Genomic DNA, 17,531 nt, shown 5'->3' on the forward strand with positions numbered 1-17,531 from the left:
AGAAGGGAGGCGAGAGGTGCGAAATTGGTCGATCAGCAGCGCACTCTTGGCTCCCTTTGAGGGGAGCTGGCTGCGAAGCAGACTGGCTGGCACAGCTCCGCAGGAGAGGGGTTCGCCCTCCAACTGGCCGCACCTTCACCCCCCATGCCTGACTTTCCGCGCCTGGGCCGGGTGCTAGCCTGCCGGGCATGACCGCCTCTGACTCTCCTGATTCAAATGCGCTGCTGACCCCTATCGTGGGCACGCTGCACGCGCTGCAAGTGCCGATCCCCTACCCCATGAAGACCGTGACCGTGCTGATCGACAAGCCGGAAAACGGCCCGGTGACCCTGATCGACACGGCGCTGGACACCCCTGAAGCTCAGGCGGCTATTACAGCGGGCCTGAACGAACTGGACCTGGACTGGAAAGACATCGAGCGGGCCATCATCACCCACCACCACCCGGACCATTACGGGCTGGCTGGCGTGGTGGAAGAACGCAGCGGCGCGCAGATTCAGATGCTGGACGTGGAAATCGGGCGCGGCGAACGCTACTGGCACCTGTGGGAGGAGTGGCTGCCCGGCCATCTCAAGCACATGCGCGATCACGGATTGCCCACCGAATCGCTGGAGGGGATGGGCGCGGACAACCGCCGGGGCCGGGACCGGGTGCATCCGGCCAAAAACGTGATACCACTGCGCGAGGGCCAGAACGTGGCGCTGGCCGGGCGCGACTGGGAAGTGCTGTGGCTGCCCGGCCACGCCGACGGTCACCTGGGATTGTGGAGCGCTGACGACAGCATTCTGATTGCTGGGGACGCCATCCTGCCGCGCATCAGCCCCAACATCGGTCTGTACGCCTACACCCGCCCCGATCCACTGGGCGACTACCTGCAAACGCTGGGCAAGCTGGAGGCGCTGAACCCGGATCAGGCTGTCGTGGGGCATCACGGTCCGGTGATGACGGGGGTGCAGGCCCGCGCCCGCGAACTCCGCAGCCACCACCACGAGCGGCTGGATTTCATCAAGGCCGAGGCTGGAAAACAACCCCGCAGCGCCTATGACCTGTCGCTGGCGATGTTCAACCGCGACCTGAACATCAGCGGACGCCGCTTTGCCCTGGCCGAGACGCTGGCCCACGCCGAACACCTGCGCCTGCTGGGCCAGCTTTACCGCACCTGGCAGGAGGAGAACGGGATGTGGATTTACCACGCGTGAAGGGAGGTGGGGCAGGGGCCTGAGTCTTCCGCCCGCTCAGACCCGCTCCCATGCCCGATCTGACGCCTGGGCCGTCCAAAGAGCGCTTTCTTCCGGTTGCGCCCGCAGCCAGCCTCTATACTCCCCGGCATGACGGCCCCCCAGTCCGAATTGCAGCGGATCGTGTCTGCGCTGCAAGCCAGCGGTTTGACCGTTGAATCCGTGGAAGACGGCGCGATGATCCAGCACGGCGAGTCCCGCGTGGCCCTGTTCGCCGACGCGGACCACCAGGGCGGCGTGATCGTGCGGTTCCACCTGGACCTCGATCTGTATGTGGAGGAAGACAGCCTGCCCGAGATCCTGATGGGCATGAACCTGCTCAACCAGGGTCTGGACTACGGCATCCTGAATCTGGACCCGGTGGAACCTGATGAGGACGAGGAGCCGGACGAGGACGCCCCCCTGGCCTTCGCCGTGCTGGGCCGTAGCGTCCTGTGGCTGCCCGATCTGGGCGTGGCCGAGCTGGACCGTCTGCGCGAACATCTGCGCCGTTTTGAGGCAGAAGTGACCGACGCGATGGAGCGCACCCTGCACGGTAGCAAGGGCCTGAGCGCGTAGGCGTCGGCACTTCTAGCATGACAGAAAAAGAGGCCAGAGCATTCACGCCCTGGCCTCTCGCTCATTCAAGTCTTGCTCAGTTCTTGTCGCTGCCCTCGAACGCCGCCTTGAACTTCTGGAGGTCCTCGGCAATCTGCTGGCTGGGTTCCTCGCCGAACAGCTTGGCGACGGCTGCGCCCAGCGGGCCTGCCGGGGGCCGGTAGCTGAGGGCCACATGCACGCGGGTTCCGCCGTTGGGCAGTTCCTCGAATTGCACGCTGCCCGCGTTATCCACGGTCGCGCCGGGCAGCGAGTGCCAGCCGATGCGCTGGCCGGGCTTGTCATTCACAATCTCGGCTTCCCACTCGACATGCGTGCCCAGTGGGGCCTTGGCGACCCAGCGGCTGCGCTTGTCGTCCAACTCGGTCACGCTTTCCAGATGACTCATGATCTGGGGCAGGTTTTCTAGCTTGCGCCAGTAGTCGTAGACGGCCTGGGTGGGCTTGTCAATGACCACGCTGTGTTCCACGAAAATGGGCTTGGAGGTGGTTGCGCCGCCGCCGCCCACTGCCGCCATTACCGGGTCGTTGCCCGTGGCCGCGCGGTAGGCCAGATATCCGCCCACTGCCGCCATCCCCAGGCCCAGCACGCCGCGCTTGCGCAGGCCCATCAGCAGCAAAGCGCCGCCCGCTGCCCCGCTGATCATGCGGGTCTGGTCCATTCCACCGTCTTCCGATTTAGTTGCTTTCGTCATGGTTGATCCTCCGTTAATCGGCAGTCTAAGGGGTGGGCGTGGGGGGGCGGTGAAAGGTAAACCAAATCAGAATATGCGCGGGATCGGTGGCCTGTCGCCGCCCCGGATTCAGACCTCTGGCGCGGGCGTTCCCTGCTGCTCGTGCTGTTCGTTGATCTTATCCGTGGCAGCCTGATCGGCGGCGGTGGCCGGGCCGCCCTGCAAGGCAGGATCGAGGTTGGTGTTGGCCCCGTAGGTGCTGGCTGCGCCGCCCTCGTGCGTCTCCATATTGATGGGCGTGCTGGCCGTGTCTGGGGTGCTGGTCGTGGTGGGTTTTCCCTCTCCCATAGCTGTATTCCTCCTGAAGGTGTTGATCCAAAGTTAAGCGGATTAAAACTGCGTTGAAGGCATCTTCGCGCGCTGAATCGGAGATGGGGTGTGCGCCCCTTGACCTGGGGTTGATCTGGGTAGCAGCAGAGTGGAGAAGTGGCGGCGAAAAAGAGAGGCACAGACACCCCTTGCCCCCTGCCGCATGCTCTACCCTGGCAGGCGTATGAGCGCTGCCCCGCCCGCCCGCCCCGAAGGTTTAGATGCCGTGTCCCTGACGGCCATTCTGGTGACCATCGTGTTCTGGGCCTCGGCCTTCGCGGGCATTCGGGCCGGGCTGGAGGCATTCTCGCCGGGCCACCTGACGCTATACCGCTTTCTGGTGGCGGCGGTGGCGCTGGGCATCTACGCGCTGGTTACGCGCATTCCGCTGCCCAGCATGGGCGATCTGGCGCGTATTTTTGGCCTCAGCTTCATGGGCATCACGCTGTACCACGTCCTGCTCAACTACGGCGAGGTCAGCGTGCCCGCCGGGACGGCCAGCCTGATCATCGCGGCGGGGCCGGTGATCACGGCCCTGCTGGCCACACGGTTTGGGGGCGAACGCCTGAATACGCTGGGCTGGCTGGGCACTCTGATCAGCCTGGGCGGCGTGACCCTGATCGTGCTGGGCAGCGGGCAGGGGGTGAGCTTCACGCAGGGGGCGCTGCTGATTCTGGGTGCGGCGCTGTTTACCAGCATCTATTTCGTGTTCCAGAAACCGTTGCTGAGGCGCATGAATCCGCTGCACTTCACGGTCTGGTCCCTGCTGCTGGGCATGTTGCCCATGCTGGTCTTTCTGCCCGGTTTCGTGGGCGAGTTGCGGGCCGCGCCGTTATCGGCCCATCTGGCGCTGATCTACCTGGGGCTATTTCCGTCCGCGCTGGCGTACCTGACCTGGACCTTTGCGCTGTCGCGGGTTCCGGCCAGCACCACCACGTCCTTTCTGTACATCAGCCCGGTGCTGGCCATCCTGATCGCGCTGGTGTGGCTGGGAGAGGTGCCCAAACCCGTCACGCTGCTGGGGGGCGCGGTGGCCGTTGCCGGGGTAGTGCTGGTCAATACGCTGGGCCGCCCGAAAAAGCCCCTGCCCGTCCAGGAGGCCGTGAAAGCATGAGCGCCCCCGCCGCCGAACTGCTGCCCGCCCCACCTGCCGACGCGCCGATTGTGCTGGAGGACGTGAGCGTGCGGCTGGGCAGCGAACTGATCCTGAACGGCGTGAATCTGGACGTGCGCAGGGGTGAGTTTCTGGCGCTGATCGGCCCCAGCGGCGGCGGTAAAAGCACGCTGCTGCGCGTGATTGCCGGGCTGTTGAAGCCGCAGTCCGGCGTGGTGCGGGTGGAGTCGGCTCCGGCGCTGGTGTTTCAGGATTACCGCCTGCTGCCGTGGCGCACGGCCCTACGGAACGTGGCGCTGCCCGCCGATCTGGGCGCGGGCGGCGGGTTGCCTCCCAAAGAGGCATTGCATCTGGTGGGCATGGACGCCTACGCGGGCTACTTCCCGGCGCACCTGTCGGGCGGGATGCGGGCGCGGGTGGCGCTGGCCCGCGCCCTAGCGCAGAGCGGCGACGTGCTGCTGCTGGACGAGCCGTTCGCCGCCCTGGACGCCCTGGTGCGCGAACGCTTCAACGACGAATTGCGCCACCTGCACGAGAAGACCGGGCGCACCACCGTCCTCGTGACCCATTCCATCCGCGAGGCGGTGTGGCTAGCGGACCGGGTGGCGGTGCTGCGCGACGGGAAAATCGTGGAAATTCTGGACACGCGCGGCGAGGGCCGGGTCAGCGCCTACACCGATGGCCTGGAAGCACACCTGCGCGGCGTGCTGGGCACCGGGGACAGCACCCGCCTGCGAACCCCTGTCCGCGAACGCCTGAGCCTGTCCGGGCTGCTGCCGCTGGCCGCGATTGCGCTGGGGCTGCTGGGCTGGCAACTGGCAGCCACACGCTTGAATCAGCCGTTCCTGCTGCCCACCCCTGCCGCCGTATGGGGCGAATTGACCACGACTTTCCCCGAACTGGCCGCAGCTTTCTGGGTCACGGCCCGCACCGCACTGGCCGGACTGTTCATCGGCGGTCTGGTGGGCGTGCTGATCGGTTACCCGCTGGCAAAGTTCAGGCCGCTGGAGCGCTTTTTCAGCCCGTTTATCATCGCGGCGCAGAGTACCCCTATCGTGATTCTCGCGCCGCTGCTGGTGTCGTGGCTGGGCTTCGGGTTCCTTCCCGCCGTCGTCGTGTCGGCCCTGAGTGCTTTGTACCCGATCATGATCGCCACCCTGGTCGGCGTGCGCGAGGTGGACCGCACCTTCTACGAGCTGTTCAGAAGCCTGCGGGCCACGCCGCTCCAACGGCTGACGCGGCTGGAACTGCCCGGCGCGTTGCCCGTAATGCTGGGCGGGTTGCGACTGGCCGCCAGCCTCGCCCTGATCGGCGCAGTGGTCTGGGAGTTCGTGGACGCCAACCAGAAGGGGTTGGGGCTGGCCGTGCAGGTGGCCGGAACCTACCAGAACAAGGCCGCGCAGTTTGCTGCGATTGCCCTGCTGATCCTCTTCGGCGTGCTGATCTACGCCGTGATTACCGGGCTGGAACGCGGCGTGATGCGGCGGCGGGGGCGCTAGTGGGTCAGAGAGGCTGATCTACCGGAAGGCTGATCCGAGTCGTGACGTATAGATTAGATCGAACGTGTTGAAATCAGAGCTGTTCTAACGCTTGCCGAGCCGCTCCAGCAATATTGGAGTGTGCATTCTTAGAAAGAGATAGCAGCGACTCCTCAGCGTCCTCCCACCGCCGCTTGCCGTAGATTTCACAGGCCCGTTGGCCGATATAGAAATCCTCGGCCAATGTGAACTCTTCCAGTTCATCGGTGTCCTCGTAAGGCAGCAGATTCATGGCAGTCACCGCAGCCAGGAAGCGTTCTTGATCGGTTGTGGCCTGTTCGTAATCTGTACGACAAATCTGGTACAACCGCCGATCCTCAGCAGTTTGCGAAGATGAGAGTCTTGGCTCCAGTACCGGGAGATCGGCAGTCGATACACTATCCTCCTCGTAGTGGTTTATCGTTCCGGCGGTGTGAAGGTGAAGCAGAAAACTCAGGGCACTGCGGTAGCGAGGGGCGTAATCAGGTTCGTCGTGGTAAAGCAGAACCACCATTCCACGCAGTGGCCCGGAGAGATAGACCAGAGCGTGATTGCTTTGATCATCCGTCCAGAACGGTTGCGCTCCGGCAGGCAGCCCCGGCCAGTTCTCCCCTGCGCCCTGCAAAGTCACTGACTCTTCAAGGCTATGGAAGCGCATGGGCAGAGCCGAATGAGCGGAATCAGTGTTTTCGTATCCGTTAAAAAGTCGATATAGCTGGCGCAGATCGCCCGGCAACTCAGCGCCGATCTGCTCTTCGAATGTGCCGATCTGCTGTTCGGTGGCGGGTGGTCCAAAATTGATGGCGAGCGGGTGCAGCAGGGTCAAGAGCCAGTCCATAAGTTCATCATATGGACAACCAGACTCCCGTCTCGCCCTCAAACCCCTCCCAGCGCATCCCGTATGCTGATTTCCATCCGTCAGCCGCCCTACCCATTTGCCCACAGGAGTCCCCATGACCACCAAAACCTCACCCAAAATCCTCCGCCCTGCCTCCTATATTTCCGGCCAGTGGCACGCCAACGCCGATGGGCAGACCCTCGTGGATGCTGTGTATGGCCGCCCCGTCGCCGTAATTTCCTCGGAGGGCGTGGACTTCGCCGGGGCGCTGGCGTATGGCCGCAAGGCGGGTGCGGCGCTGCGGAAGATGACCTTCCACACGCGGGCGCGGGCGCTCAAGGCCCTGGGCCTGTACCTGATGGAGCGCAAGGAGGAGTATTACGCCCTGAACCTCCTGACCGGCGCAACCCGCCGCGACGGTTGGGTGGACATCGAGGGCGGCATCGGCACCCTGCTCAGTTACAGCAGCATGGCCCGACGCGAACTGCCCGACGAGCGTTTTTTGCCCGAGGGGAAAGTGGAACAACTGGGCTGGGCCGGAACCTTCGTGGCCCGTCACCTGCTGGTCCCGCGCGAGGGCGTGGCCGTGCAGATCAACGCCTTCAACTTCCCGGTGTGGGGGATGCTGGAAAAACTCGCCCCTGCATTCATTGCCGGGATGCCCAGTCTGGTCAAGCCCGCCCCCCAGACCGCCTACCTCACCGAGCGCGTGGTGCGCGACATCATCGAATCCGGGTTGCTGCCCGAGGGGGCGCTGCAACTGGTGATCGGTGAGCCGGGCGACTTGCTCGATCATGTGCGCGAGCAGGACATGGTGGCCTTCACGGGTTCGGCGGCGACGGCGGCCAAGCTCAAGGTCCACCCCAACATTATCGCCCATTCGGTGCCGTTCAACGCCGAGGCCGACAGCCTGAACGCCTCCGTGTTGGGATTGACCGTCACCCCCGACAGCCCCGAATTCATGCTGTATGTCAAGGAGGTGGCCCGCGAGATCACCGGCAAGGCAGGCCAGAAATGCACCGCCATCCGCCGCGCCATCGTGCCGTCGGGGTTGGTGGAGGCCGTCACCGAGGCACTTCGCAAGGAGCTGGGCAAGGTGACGCTGGGCGATCCGGCGCGCGACGACGTGCGAATGGGCGCGCTGGTCAGCGTGGAGCAGCGGGACCGCGTGCGGCAAACGCTGGAGGAACTGGGCAAGGAGGCGCGAGTCGTGATCGGCGGCGGCGCGGACAGCGAATTGCTGGGCGGGGACCGCGAGAAGGGCGCGTTTCTCGATCCCACCGTGCTGCTGTGCGACTCACCCCTGACCGCCACCGCGCCGCACGAGCTGGAAGCCTTCGGCCCGGTGGCAACATTGCTGCCCTACCACTCTCTAGACGACGCCATTCAGTTGGCACGCATGGGACGCGGTTCGCTGGCCGGAAGCGTGATCACGCATAGCCGCGCCGAGGCCACCGAACTGGTGCTGGGGCTGGCAAGCACGCACGGGCGCATTCTGGTTCTCAATCGCGACGATGCCCAGGAAAGCACCGGCCACGGCTCTCCGCTGCCGCAGCTTCTTCACGGCGGCCCCGGACGCGCGGGCGGCGGCGCGGAACTGGGCGGCATTGCAGGCGTCAAGCACCACATGAACAAGGTGGCGGTGCAGGCAGACCCCACGACGCTGGCCGCCATCACCCGCGAATTTGTGCCAGGGGGCGAGGTGCGCGAGGACGTGGTTCACCCCTTCCGCAAGAGTTTCGACGAGATTCAGGTGGGCGACAGCCTCCTGACCCACCGCCGCACCGTGACCGAGGCGGACATCGTGAACTTCGCGGGCCTGACCGGAGATCACTTCTACGCCCATGTGGACGAGATCGGCGCGAAAGAGGGCATCTTTGGCAAACGGGTGGCGCACGGCTATTTTCTGATCTCCGCCGCTGCCGGAATGTTCGTCTCGCCTGCGCCGGGGCCGGTGCTGGCCAACTACGGGCTGGAAAACCTGCGCTTTGTGGAGCCGGTGGGCATCGGCGACACCATTCGCACCCGCCTGACCTGCAAGCGCAAGATTCGCAAGGACCTGCGCCCGGATGACAAACAGCCTACAGGAGTGGTGGAATGGCACTCCGAAATCACCAATCAGAATGACGAACTCGTCGCTACCTACGACATTCTGACCCTGGTGGTGCGGGCGCGCGACAGCTTCGATCCTCCAGCCCAGGGTGGGGGAGAGGGAGCGGCGCAGGCATAATCTCGAACTGTTGTCTCTGAAGTAGTAGCAAGTAGAATCAGATCGGCTTGCTACGCTTCTCTGCATGGCTACCCTGATTACCGGATTCGATCACTACCAAGTCGAAGCCCCCGCCGGGTGCGAGGCCGATGCCCGCGCGTTTTATGGGGGCTTTCTGGGCTTGCCAGAGCTGCAAAAGCCCGCCGCCTTCCTCAACAACGGCGGCGTGTGGTTTGCCCTGCCGGACGGGCGGCAGCTCCATGTGGGCGTCGCCCCCGATTTTGTGCCGCGTGAGAAGGGGCATCCGGCGCTGCGTTGCGACGACATCGGCGCGTTCGGGGCACACTGCGACGCGCACGACGTTTCCTATGTCTCCGATGCGGAGGCGGGCGTGCCGCGCATCTTCCTGAAAGACATCTTCGGCAACCGGCTGGAAGTCGTCGAGGGTTCGCACCCCAGCGTGCTGCTGGAATGACGGAAGACGCGCGGGGAGAACTGCTGGACGGGCGTTTCGATTATCGGGCGCTGAAGGATGGGCGGGTGATCGTGTCGCATTACGGGCGGCCTGTGACGACCCTGGCGGGCAAAGATGCCGAACGGTTTCTGAAGCGTGCCGAGGGCCTGGAGGATCACGCCGCGCAACTGCTGATGGCCCGCGTGACCGGGAATTTCAAGCGGGGTAATGAGCGCTGAGCAGGGGCCGTGCAGGCTGTCTCCATCACGCTTGCGCTTTTTCCTGGCGTCGTCCGAATCTCCCGGCGCGCTGCCCCGCCTGCCGTTTCGCCTATTCTGTGAGAAATGTCCAATACTGCAACCGATCTGATCCAGTCCTTCTTTGACCCCGACGCGGTGGCGCGGCTGGCCCAGGCGGCGGGTCTGGAGCCGGAAGTGGCCGGGCGGGTGCTGGAGGCTGGGTTGCCATTGCAGCTCGGGGCGCTGGCCGAGTCGGCGAAAACGCCGGACGGCGAGGCCATGATCGCCGAGGCTGTCGGGGCCTTGCCGCCCTTTGGCAGCGTGGCCGAGGCGCTGGAGGAATCGGGCGGCGCGGACAACCTGCGGCAGGCCGGGGAAATGCTGGCCCCCGTGCTGCTGGGAGAGGCGGCGGACACTTTGCCCGCGCAGGTTTCTACCCGGACGCAGGCGGACCCGGCCAGGGTCCAGGCTCTGCTTCAGATGGCGTTGCCGCTGCTACTGAGCGCGCTGGGTCAGCGTGGACTACAGGCCGGGAATATTGCCCCGATGCTGGCGGGACTGAGCGGTGTGGGCTTGGGTACTCTGGGCTTGGGTGGTCTGGGGCTGGCCGGGGCGGCTGGCACGGATACCGTCGTCCCAGAGGCGGTAGAGACGGTCATGCCAGCGGCAGTCGAGGCCCCTGAAACGGCTCCCGTCGCGCCTGTTGTGGCAGGGTCAGCCGAAGCAGCGCCAGCCGAAGAAGTGTCAGCCGAAGCACCAGCAGTCGAGCCGCCGCCAGTCGTGCCTGTTCCAGTTGAGCCTGCCCCCGTCGCACTGGAGAAACCTGCGTCCGAGGCCATGCCGCCAGAATCGGTGCTAGCAGAGGCCCCAGCGGCACCTGCCGAAGCCATGTCTGCCGAAACTATCCCTCCTGATCCCAGCACGCCGGAAGGCTTGCTCAAGTACCTTCAGGCGCGATTTGGCGGTGCGGTGGGGCAGAAGATCGGCGCGGTGGCGGGCTTCGGGGGCGGGGTCCGCAAGCAGGCGGCGCTGGCCGCGCTTCCGGTGGTGCTGGCTGCGCTGGTGGGCAAGGCCAGTGGTCAGGGGAATGGAGCCGGGGGAGACCTGGACAAGCTGGCCCGTCCCTTCGCGCCCCTGACGGGTGAGGACGGTCAGGTCAACACGGCCCTGCTGGACAACCCGGTGGAGGTTTCGCGCATCGAGGGCCAGGGGCGCGGGCTGCTGGCCTCGCTGTTCGGGGACGTGAACGCGGTGACTGGGCGGCTGGGCAGCGCGCTGGGCGGCAGCGGTGACAGCTCACGCCGCCTGCTGGCGCTGCTAACCCCGCTGGTGCTGTCTGCCCTGACCCGCGCCCATGCGGGCGGTCTGGGCGCGCTGCCCATCGCTGGTCTTGCAGGCGGTCTCAAGGCGGCGTTGCCGTCCGGCTTTTCCAGTCTGGGGGTGCTGGTCGGCAGTCTGGCCACGGGAACGCCTCTGCCTGGAGCGGTCTCCACCACGGTCCAGACAACGCCGCGCGCCGTTGTGCAGCAGGGTGCGCCCGCCACTCCGCCCAGGCCCTCGCCCCTCAAGCCTCCCCGGCCCGCCCGCTTCGAGAAGCCCGCGCCGCCCGTGGCTCCACCTCCCCGCAAGCGCGGCTTTCCGTTGTGGCTGATTCCATTGCTGCTGCTGTTGCTGCTGGGCGGCTGCTGGGTGTTGCAAAACCGTCAGCCTGCTGTTCCCGCTGTGCCCACGCCCACCACAGACCCCACGTCTCCCACCACGCCCGGCGACAGCGGAACCCTGCCCGGCCTGCCCGTGCAGACGGTCTTCACGGAGCCGCAGCCCGCCGCGGCGGTTCCGGCAAGCGGCTTTACCCTGCGCGGCACGGGTACTGCCGGAGAGAATGTGGACGTCTTCCTGGGTGACGGCAAGGTGGGCAGCGCCCCCGTTGCCCCGGACGGCACCTGGAGTCTGGACGTGGGAGCAGATGCGCCCCAGGGTCCGCAGACCTACATCCTGAAGAACGCGGCAGGCGGGGAAATGGCCTCGCTGCCTGTCGTGGTGGGCGGGGCAGACGCCATGGGTGCAGGGTCCACCGAAACCCCGCCTGTGACCACAGCGCCCACCAATACGGATACGCAGGGCGGGGCACTGCCAGAAACTCCAGGCACTGCACCAGATACGACAACCCCAGACGCGACAACCCCGGAAACTCCCTCCGCCGCTGGCACCACCCCGGCCACTCCCAGCGTAACCGCCCCTGGCACGGTTCCTGTCGTCATCAGCGCACCCGCAGAAGGGGCGCAGGTGCCCTCGGGCGGGCTGACCCTGCGTGGCACAGGCCCGGCGGGCGAGCAGTTCGTGCTGTTCCACAGCGGCCTGCGTGCGGGCAGCGTGACCGTGGGGCCGGACGGCACCTGGAAGGCCGATATCGTGGCGGGGGCAGCGCTGCCGGGGCCGCAGAGCTATGACCTGCGGAATGCGGCGGGGCAGGTCGTCGCCCGAGTTCGCCTTCAGGTCGCGCCGGGTGGTCAGGGCGCGGCGGTGGGCACATCGGGCAGCGCGTCAGACAGCGCCGGGGCAACTCCGGCGGGTGCGGGCGGGGTTACCGTCAGCAGCCCGGCCAATGGCGCGCAGGTAGAGGGCGCGGGCTTCGCGCTGTCGGGGACTGGTCCGGCAGGACAGACCTTCGAGGTGCTGGAGGACGGCGTTAGCATCGGCAGCTTCACCGTGGGCGCGGATGGCACCTGGACCCGGCAGGTGTCCGGCCCCAGCGCGGGCGCAAAAACCTACACGGTTCGTTCGGCAGACGGTCAGCAGGTGGCCGCCGTGCCAGTGACCGTGGGGGCGGCCCCCGCCAATGCCCAGGGAGCCGCTTGCACCCAGACCCTCAGCGTCAGCCTGAAAGACGGCGAGACCGTGACCGCGCCGTACCGTTTCGGTGGCGTGGGGGGCGGCAGTGCCTATACCATCACTGTCAAACGCGGCGAGCGGACGGTGGGCAGCAAGACAGTGCCAGTGGGCGCGGGCTGTGTCTGGAATTTCACCAGCAACCCCGGCTCCAGCGCGGGGCAGGCCAGCACGGTCACTTACGAGGTGCGCCCGGCAGACGCCAGCCCCAGCGACGCCCCCGCCGCGAAGCTGACCCTGAACGTCCGGTAGTTTTCCTCGTTGTGTCGGGCCGTTCACCTCCCATGCTGGGGTGAGCGGCCTCTTTTATCAGATCAGGGGGCTTGACGTGAAGTTGGCTGCACGTTCCAGCATAGATACAGGAGGCACATCCCATGCTGCATCATGACCCTCACCACGACGAACTGGACTGTTACGCCGCCGGAATCTCCCGCCTGGACAGGCTTCACGCTGAGTCCGAATGCGTGGAGCGGTTCAGAGGACACGCATGAAAGGCCAGACCTTCACCAGCCAGGAGTTCGTGCGGTGCGTGACTTCCCTGCGCGAATCTTTCAACAGCACTCCAGCGTTCTGGCAGGGAATTGCCGGTATCTGCGGTGGGGAGGAAGTGCTGGAAGCCATGCTCAGCCCGCGTGGCCTGGGCATTGGGCGTTTTGCGGAGCTGATGCGATTGCTCACCTCCACCGTCCGGCACTTCATCCGCGAGGACCTGCTGCACCCGTGGACGGTGAACGGCAAATTCAAATTCATGCTCCAGAATGTTATTGAATTGCGGGGCATATGCCAGTGGCAGAGTCTGGGCCTGACGCTGGACGAGACGCGGGCCTTTCTGGAAGCGCAGCAGGTGGCCGGAATGCTGATTCAGGGTGAGGGCGGCGGTATGGCGACGGTCACGGCGGGCATGGCGAAGCCCAGCCCGGAAAAACTTCAGGAGTTGAAGGCCGTCTCTCTGGCCCGCATCCGTGAGGCCAACGCCCGGCTGACCATAAAATATGAAGCGCTGGGGCGACAATTGGAAGCTGCAAAAACACTGGAGAAGTCGCTCGGCGAACTGAACCTTTCCCTCACATCCGACTGACCCTCTACCGTCCCGCGATCAGTCCCGCGCCCACCAGCGCCAGCACCACGCCCACCCACTGTGCGGCGCGCAGGCCCTCGCGCAGCACAGTCACAGCCAGCAGGGTGGTAAAGGCCGGGTACAGGCTGGACAGCAGCGAACCCACCGCCAGCCCGCCGCCCTGCACCGCCAGCAGATAAAACAGGTTGCCCAGCGTGTCCCCCGGCGCGGAGGACAGGATCAGCGCAGGGTTTTTGGGGCGCAGACCCACCAGTCGCGCGGCCAGCGGCAGGGCGATCAGCGAGGACGTGACGCGGGCGGCCCCCAGGGTCCAGAACACCCCCGGCGACTGCGCTTGCCCCAGCAGCGCGAAGAAAAAGCCGAAGCCCAGGCCCGCCGCCAGCCCGATCAGCACGCCGTTGTCTTGCCAGCGCACTGCATTGCCGCCTTCTCCTGGCGTGTAACTGAGCAGACCTGTGCCCAGTAGCACGCCCAGCGCGCCCAGCCAGCCCAGCAGCCCCAGCACCTCGCCGCCCAGCACCCCGATCACCACGGGCACCAGCGCCGACAGCGCCCCCGCGCCCACCGACACCGCGCCCATCGGTCCCATTGCCAGCGCGCGGTAAAAGGCCAGCACGGCAAACAGGCCCACCGCCCCAGCCAGCGCGCCCCACAGCAGATCACCCACAGGGGGCAGCGCTTGGCCCATCAGCACGGCCAGCAGCAGCATGATCGCCGCGCTGATCGGGTGGGTCAGCGCCACCACCCGCAGCGGCGAATCGCGCCGACTGGCCAGTCCCGCCAGAAAATCGCCGACGCCGTAGGTCAGCGCCGACAGCAGACCACTCACTGCCGGGTTCAAGGAAAGAGCCTCACCGCAGGAGTGTACAGGCGGCGCAGATCAGGGGACGGAACCCAGTCTCCCTCACTTGGACAATAAAAAAGACCGGGATGCTTCTCCCGGCCCTCTCTACTTGCTCAGATGCTTACTTACTCGTCGTTGCCCCGGTTGTTGCTCCAGCCCCGGTCAGCGCGGGCGCGCGGGCGGAAGCCGCCGTCGGTGCCGCCCTCGCTGCCTTCGCGGGGTGCCGGTGCGGCATCACGGGGGCGATCATTGCTGGGACGGTCATCGCGCGGGCGGAAGGCCGGACGGTCTTCGCGGGGCTGATCGCTGCGGGGACGGAAGCCGCCGCCCTGTGCGCCGCCACGGTCATTGCTGCCCTGGTAACCGCCGCTGCTCTGGCCACCACGGTCACTGTTGCCCCGGTAGCCACCGCCGCCCTGTCCACCACGGTCTTCACGGGGACGGAAGCCGCCACCCTGCGAACCGCCACGGTCATTGCTGCCCTGGTAGCCGCCGCTGCTCTGGCCACCACGGTCACTGTTGCCCCGGTAGCCACCGCTGCCCTGACCGCCACGGTCTTCGCGGGGACGGAAGCCGCCACCCTGCGAACCGCCACGGTCATCACGGCCCTGATAGCCGCCGCTGCTCTGGCCGCCACGGTCACTGTTGCCCCGGTAGCCACCGCCACCCTGACGGTCTCCGCCGCCGTAGCCGCCCTGGCCGCCCCGGTCTTCACGGGGACGGAAGCTGCCGCCCTGGGGAGCGGGACGGTCACCGCTGGGCCGGTCACCCGCAGGACGCTCGCCGCTCTTGAAGCCGCCCTGGCCCTGGCCCTCGCGCATTTCCTTGATCTCGCGGCGCAGGCCACGCAGTTCCTTGCCCTGGGCTTCCAGCATTTCCTTCATCTCGCCCAGCAGTTCCAGCAGGTCGTCGGCGTCGATGTACTCGTCTTCCTCGCCTTCCTCACCGTCTTCTGCGCCTTCTGCGGCGTCCTCACCCTGCATCTGCATGGCGTCGTCGCTTTCGTCAGCGTCACTGTCAGCATCATGGTTCTGGCCCTCGGCCTGGGCTTCCTGGGCGTCCAGCACCAGATCCTCGTCTATCTCGCCCTGAAGCTGAGGAATGATCTCGCGCACTTCGGCGGGCATCTGGTCGTCGGTGGGCTGGCCCTGGTGCGTCTCGTTGTTGTCGGTCATGGTGTTTCTCCTTTTGGCGCGGCCCAAAGTCCGTTTGAACCGGTGCCGCGCTGTTTCCCTGCTGCTGTCGTTCACAACGCTGGCGGCGAAGTCGGGGCTGTTGTGGCCTGTCTCGTCGGCCAGAGGCACACATTCTGCGTGCCGGGCGCGGGCGCACCCCCGAGTGTATCACTGTGGAGGATGGATCAGGGTGGAGGATGGATCAGGGTGGACGTCTGGCGATTCTCCCTGCGTCCGGGTACGCTGAACCATGACTCAACCTGCCCAGTCTCCATCTGCCCAGCCTCCCGAAACCGAGCAGCCCCAGCACTGGCTCGAAGGGATCCTCGACATCCTGACCGAGGCCGTGGAGGGCGGCACGCCCGGCCAGGGCACCGCGTTTCTGGACGGCACGGCCCAGGACGGAAGCGGCAACCACGGCCTGCTGGCCACGCTGGACAACCTGAGCGCGGCGCAGGCCAGCATGGTCATCCACGGCACCTCTATCGCCGGACACGCCCGCCACTGCGCCCTGCACATGGACGTGGTGGTGCGCTGGGAGCGCGACAGTGAGCGGGGGCCTTTCGATTGGAAGGGCAGCTTTCACCCGGCCCAGGTCGACGACGAGGCGTGGGATGACCTGCGCGTCCGCCTGCGCGCCACCTACGATGACCTGTGTGCCTTCGCCCGCACCCAGAAGGAGGGTGAGGCGACAGGGGACGCCACGGGCAGCATGACGGGTGCGGTGGCGCACGTCGCCTACCACCTGGGGGCCATCCGTCAGATGGTCAAGGCGCTGGCTTGAGCGGAGACGCACTCCTGCGGGTCATCGTCGGCGCGGGCGAGCAGCGCTGGGATGGCTGGATTCCCACCCAGCAGGCAGACCTGGATCTGCTGGACCGTGCCACCTGGGCCGCGTGGTTCGGGGGCCGCCGGGCCGACGCGCTGCTGTGTGAACACGTCTGGGAACATCTGAGCGAGGCACAGGGCCGCGCCGCCGCCCACCTCTGCTTCGAGTTCCTGAAACCCGGCGGTGTGCTGCGCGTGGCGGTGCCGGACGCCAATTTTCCAGACGCCGAGTACCAGCGCACCGTGCAGATCGGTGGACCGGGGCCAGCCGATCATCCCGCCGCCGATCACAGAATCGTGTACGACGCCCCGCTGCTGGCCGATGTGTTCCGGGGAGCCGGATTTACCGTGAACCTGCTGGAATATTGCGACGTACAGGGCCAGTTTCACGCCCAGGACTGGGACGTGACCACCGGGCCGATCTACCGCTCGCGGCAACTGGATCACCGCAATGCGGGCGGGCGGCTGGGTTTCGTTTCCATCATCCTGGACGCCACGAAACCCCTGAAGGAGCCGTGACCGATTCATTTTCCGTTTGCCCCTTCACGCCTTCCGACGCCCCGGCCTGGGTGGCGATCAGCAATCCGGTCATGGGCCGACAGACCACTGCCGGAGCTTTGCTGGCCGAAGACCAGGAGCGTTCCGCCGCGCAGCAGGTCAACCGCCGCTGGGTGGCCGAGGCGGGCGGGCAGGTTGTTGGGATCGCCCACCTCTTTTTCTTCGCCTTCAATTCTCCCGGCTTCCTGAGCGCACACGTCATGGTGGCCCCCGAACAGCGGGGCTGGGGCATGGGCGGCGCACTGTGGCAGACCATCCAGACCGAGTCCGGGCGGCTGGGCGCTTCAAACCTCTCCACTGGAGTTTCGGACACCGATGCCGACAGTCTGGCGTGGGCGGCGCGGCGCGGCTTCGTGCAGCATCTGCACCGCTTCTCCTCCAGTCTGGACCTGACCGCGTTCGACGAGACCCGCTTCCAGGCGGATTCAGAACGGGCGGTGGCGCAGGGCATCACCTTCACGGACATGGCAGGTGCAGATGAGACCACACTGGACCGCTACCTGAATTTCGTCGCGGATCGCCTGACCGAAACTCCTGATCTGGCCGGGCATCCGCGCTGGCCGCTGGCCCAGGTACGCGAGATTCTGCGCCTGAACAGTGATCCGCGCCCCGAGTGGCTGGTGCTGGCGCGTGGGCCAGATGGCGAGTGGCTGGGCCTCACGGCGATGGTGTTGGTCTTTGGCGGGCATGTGGCCTACAACGAACTGACCGCCGTGCATCCATCCGCGCGGGTGCGCGGGCTGGCGCTGCTCCTCAAGCTGGAGGCCATCCGTCGGGCGCGGGCAGCGGCGATCGGCACCATGCGGACCAATAACCACAGCCAGAACGCGCCGATGCTGGCTGTGAATAAACGGCTGGGTTTTGTGGCACTGCCCGGCCAGTTTCAACTGCACCGGCGCGGCGTGTAGGCA

The 17,531-nt window shown here is 66.3% G+C and carries 17 protein-coding genes; 12 read left to right on the plus strand and 5 right to left on the minus strand.

All coding sequences use genetic code 11. The features are described from left to right. The first annotated feature begins 188 nt into the window (after positions 1-188). Entirely contained in the window at positions 189-1,199 is a 1,011-nt protein-coding gene (locus tag DAAJ005_RS03350; protein ID WP_151845876.1) for an MBL fold metallo-hydrolase, read from the plus strand. Positions 1,200-1,328: 129 nt separating this feature from the next. Beyond that, positions 1,329-1,796: a hypothetical protein gene (locus tag DAAJ005_RS03355; protein WP_029477688.1), complete on the plus strand. Its 468-nt coding sequence runs from the start codon at positions 1,329-1,331 to the stop codon at positions 1,794-1,796. A 76-nt stretch (positions 1,797-1,872) separates the two neighbouring features. Here DAAJ005_RS03355 and DAAJ005_RS03360 read toward each other — a convergent pair whose 3' ends face one another. Together DAAJ005_RS03360 and DAAJ005_RS03365 are read right to left on the minus strand one after the other, a co-directional pair. After that, positions 1,873-2,529, minus strand: a complete 657-nt coding sequence (locus DAAJ005_RS03360) for an SRPBCC family protein (protein ID WP_151845877.1) — start codon at positions 2,527-2,529, stop codon at positions 1,873-1,875. A 108-nt stretch (positions 2,530-2,637) separates the two neighbouring features. Then, entirely contained in the window at positions 2,638-2,856 is a 219-nt protein-coding gene (locus DAAJ005_RS03365) for a hypothetical protein (RefSeq protein WP_151845878.1), read from the minus strand. Between the two features lie 205 nt (positions 2,857-3,061). Here DAAJ005_RS03365 and DAAJ005_RS03370 point away from each other — a divergent pair, with 205 nt between their 5' ends. Further along, on the plus strand, positions 3,062-3,991 hold the full coding sequence (locus DAAJ005_RS03370) for a DMT family transporter (RefSeq protein WP_192930843.1): 930 nt from the start codon (positions 3,062-3,064) through the stop codon (positions 3,989-3,991). Further along, positions 3,988-5,490, plus strand: coding sequence for an ABC transporter permease subunit (locus DAAJ005_RS03375; RefSeq protein ID WP_151845880.1), 1,503 nt, complete (start codon positions 3,988-3,990; stop codon positions 5,488-5,490). Before DAAJ005_RS03370 ends, DAAJ005_RS03375 begins: the two co-directional genes overlap by 4 nt. Before the next feature lie 73 nt (positions 5,491-5,563). Here the strand turns inward: DAAJ005_RS03375 and DAAJ005_RS03380 are convergent, their stop codons facing one another. After that, positions 5,564-6,346, minus strand: a complete 783-nt coding sequence (locus DAAJ005_RS03380) for an SMI1/KNR4 family protein (protein WP_192930844.1) — start codon at positions 6,344-6,346, stop codon at positions 5,564-5,566. A gap of 115 nt (positions 6,347-6,461) precedes the next feature. On the opposite strand from DAAJ005_RS03380, the gene paaZ reads away from it, so the two are divergent. The 5 genes from paaZ to DAAJ005_RS03405 all read left to right on the plus strand — a co-directional run bounded on the left by paaZ (position 6,462) and on the right by DAAJ005_RS03405 (position 13,215). Next, positions 6,462-8,576 carry a phenylacetic acid degradation bifunctional protein PaaZ gene (gene paaZ, locus DAAJ005_RS03385; protein WP_151845882.1) on the plus strand — a complete coding sequence of 705 codons (2,115 nt, stop codon included), beginning with the start codon at positions 6,462-6,464 and terminating at the stop codon, positions 8,574-8,576. A gap of 64 nt (positions 8,577-8,640) precedes the next feature. Next, complete coding sequence (locus tag DAAJ005_RS03390) at positions 8,641-9,030, plus strand: glyoxalase (protein ID WP_151845883.1); 390 nt, start codon at positions 8,641-8,643, stop codon at positions 9,028-9,030. Continuing rightward, positions 9,027-9,248, plus strand: a complete 222-nt coding sequence (locus tag DAAJ005_RS03395; RefSeq protein WP_151845884.1) for a hypothetical protein — start codon at positions 9,027-9,029, stop codon at positions 9,246-9,248. The genes DAAJ005_RS03390 and DAAJ005_RS03395 overlap by 4 nt, the downstream gene beginning before the upstream one ends. A 105-nt stretch (positions 9,249-9,353) precedes the next feature. Then, on the plus strand, positions 9,354-12,389 hold the full coding sequence (locus tag DAAJ005_RS19345) for a DUF937 domain-containing protein (RefSeq protein WP_151845885.1): 3,036 nt from the start codon (positions 9,354-9,356) through the stop codon (positions 12,387-12,389). Between the two features lie 235 nt (positions 12,390-12,624). After that, positions 12,625-13,215: a hypothetical protein gene (locus DAAJ005_RS03405; protein WP_151845886.1), complete on the plus strand. Its 591-nt coding sequence runs from the start codon at positions 12,625-12,627 to the stop codon at positions 13,213-13,215. Between the two features lie 4 nt (positions 13,216-13,219). Here the strand turns inward: DAAJ005_RS03405 and DAAJ005_RS03410 are convergent, their stop codons facing one another. Beyond that, positions 13,220-14,056, minus strand: a complete 837-nt coding sequence (locus DAAJ005_RS03410; protein ID WP_226342545.1) for a DMT family transporter — start codon at positions 14,054-14,056, stop codon at positions 13,220-13,222. A 128-nt stretch (positions 14,057-14,184) separates the two neighbouring features. After that, a complete protein-coding gene (locus DAAJ005_RS03415) occupies positions 14,185-15,234 on the minus strand; it encodes a hypothetical protein (RefSeq protein ID WP_151845887.1) in 1,050 nt (349 codons plus the stop codon). A 250-nt stretch (positions 15,235-15,484) separates the two neighbouring features. On the opposite strand from DAAJ005_RS03415, the gene DAAJ005_RS03420 reads away from it, so the two are divergent. Genes DAAJ005_RS03420 through DAAJ005_RS03430 form a run of 3 tightly spaced genes read left to right on the plus strand, consistent with a single transcriptional unit; the run spans position 15,485 to position 17,528 of the window. Beyond that, the gene (locus DAAJ005_RS03420) at positions 15,485-16,018 is read left to right on the plus strand and encodes a DinB family protein (protein ID WP_151845888.1); all 534 of its coding nucleotides are present in this window, start codon (positions 15,485-15,487) and stop codon (positions 16,016-16,018) included. Then, positions 16,015-16,581 (plus strand): hypothetical protein, encoded by a 567-nt coding sequence (locus DAAJ005_RS03425; protein WP_151845889.1) that lies wholly within the window; start codon positions 16,015-16,017, stop codon positions 16,579-16,581. The genes DAAJ005_RS03420 and DAAJ005_RS03425 overlap by 4 nt, the downstream gene beginning before the upstream one ends. Then, complete coding sequence (locus DAAJ005_RS03430) at positions 16,578-17,528, plus strand: GNAT family N-acetyltransferase (RefSeq protein ID WP_226342546.1); 951 nt, start codon at positions 16,578-16,580, stop codon at positions 17,526-17,528. Before DAAJ005_RS03425 ends, DAAJ005_RS03430 begins: the two co-directional genes overlap by 4 nt. The last annotated feature ends 3 nt before the right edge of the window (positions 17,529-17,531 follow it).

This window comes from Deinococcus sp. AJ005 (assembly GCF_009017495.1).
GTDB lineage: Bacteria > Deinococcota > Deinococci > Deinococcales > Deinococcaceae > Deinococcus.